This is a genomic window from Serratia sp. 506_PEND (assembly GCF_001076875.1).
GTDB lineage: Bacteria > Pseudomonadota > Gammaproteobacteria > Enterobacterales > Enterobacteriaceae > Serratia > Serratia marcescens.
Genome location: NZ_JVEL01000059.1, coordinates 1 through 1,337 on the forward strand (window position 1 = coordinate 1; position 1,337 = coordinate 1,337).

At 50.5% G+C, this 1,337-nt stretch carries 2 protein-coding genes; one reads left to right on the top strand and one right to left on the bottom strand.

Features of this window, described 5'->3' with window-relative positions:
* The first annotated feature begins 38 nt into the window (after positions 1-38).
* The gene (locus tag ADK28_RS02035; RefSeq protein WP_193392113.1) at positions 39-737 is read left to right on the top strand and encodes a hypothetical protein; all 699 of its coding nucleotides are present in this window, start codon (positions 39-41) and stop codon (positions 735-737) included.
* Here ADK28_RS02035 and ADK28_RS32010 read toward each other — a convergent pair.
* Positions 734-1,337: hypothetical protein (locus ADK28_RS32010; RefSeq protein WP_161802684.1), on the bottom strand; the 604-nt coding region annotated here is incomplete at its 5' end. The genes ADK28_RS02035 and ADK28_RS32010 overlap by 4 nt on opposite strands.

A 1,337-nucleotide genomic window follows, 5' to 3' on the forward strand; every position in this document is an offset into this window, starting at 1 on the left:
ATGCACGATTCTACGACCTATGCTGCGGATCTGGCGCTGTGTCCATCGAACTGGTGAACCGGGGCGTCGATCCATCACGTATTCGGATGCTCGATATCAGCCCCTGGGGTGCCTTCTGGTCCGCCATTGGCTCTGGTACGTTCAACATGGCCGTTTTTGATCGAATTTTGTCCGGGTTACCGGATGATAAGCGGCTTTTCAAGGACCATATGTCGGCGTTATCGGCACTTCCGGTAGGTGATAATGAAGTCGAACTTTATCCCATACTTCAGGCTAGCTCCTTTGGCGGAAAGCAAATTTGGCGCAAAAATGAACGCTGGGCAAATGCATGCTTCCGTGATTACTGGGAACCAACCGCGACGAGTATACGCCGCAGCCCTGCGAATCCGATGCAACCTTCTCCCGTTGAGCTGCATCGCCGAATTGAAGCCCTCGTAAATGGCATGAAAGGAGTAACATGTCTCCACATGGATATCATGACACTCCTGGATGCCCCTTTACCCGACAATACTGTGGTGTATGTCGACCCTCCATACCAGAGCACAACTGGATATGCATTCGGCTTCGATATCCCCTCGTTCATAACCCGTTTCTGCGAAGTTAATCAGGCTCCGCTGTTCATTTCCGAAGGGGTTCCGCTGAATGATAATGCCTTGCTGCTCACGTTCGGTGGCGCCAAGGGCGGCATTAGCGGGAACCGGAAAGGGAAACACGAAGAGTGGCTCAGCCGATTTTAGAGCAGTCCAAGCTGACGGGCACTTGTTGTTGCCCCGTTTCGCGCCAAAATGCGAGACGCCGCCTTGAAGTTCTCAAGCTCAGATTCTGCAAAGACAGACATGAAGAAATAATTATCCTGAATTTTAGTAAAGGTGATTATTTTCCTGACCAAGTATTCAGCCTCACCTTTGGCTCTGAAAACGTCAGTAATCTTCGTGTCGGAAGCGCTGATTCCCTTGATCTGAAGACGCCACGTGCCGTTTGCGCTATTCCCTTCAGGAAAAAGTATCGTGTTCTCAAAATAGTCCACCCCGTCGAAGTTGAGAGTGATATTTTTGCTCAAGTCGGTAGCTGAGGGATCAAGACCGAAAAACTCGACTCCACCGCGCATGAAATGTGTATTACCAAGGTCAAAAGGAGTGCCGTTGGGGTCTCCGCGCTCAACCAGGGACCTCATAGAAAGATCAAGGATGTTACGTGAGCCCCCCGTCATTTTCCTGGTTTCAAACCAAATAGTCTGTCCCTCATCGCTTTGGGGAACAGAAATCTGTTCCGATGGGGCTACGATAACCCCAGCAGTATCTACTACCTGTGGTTTGGTCATACGAGGAAGAGAGGCA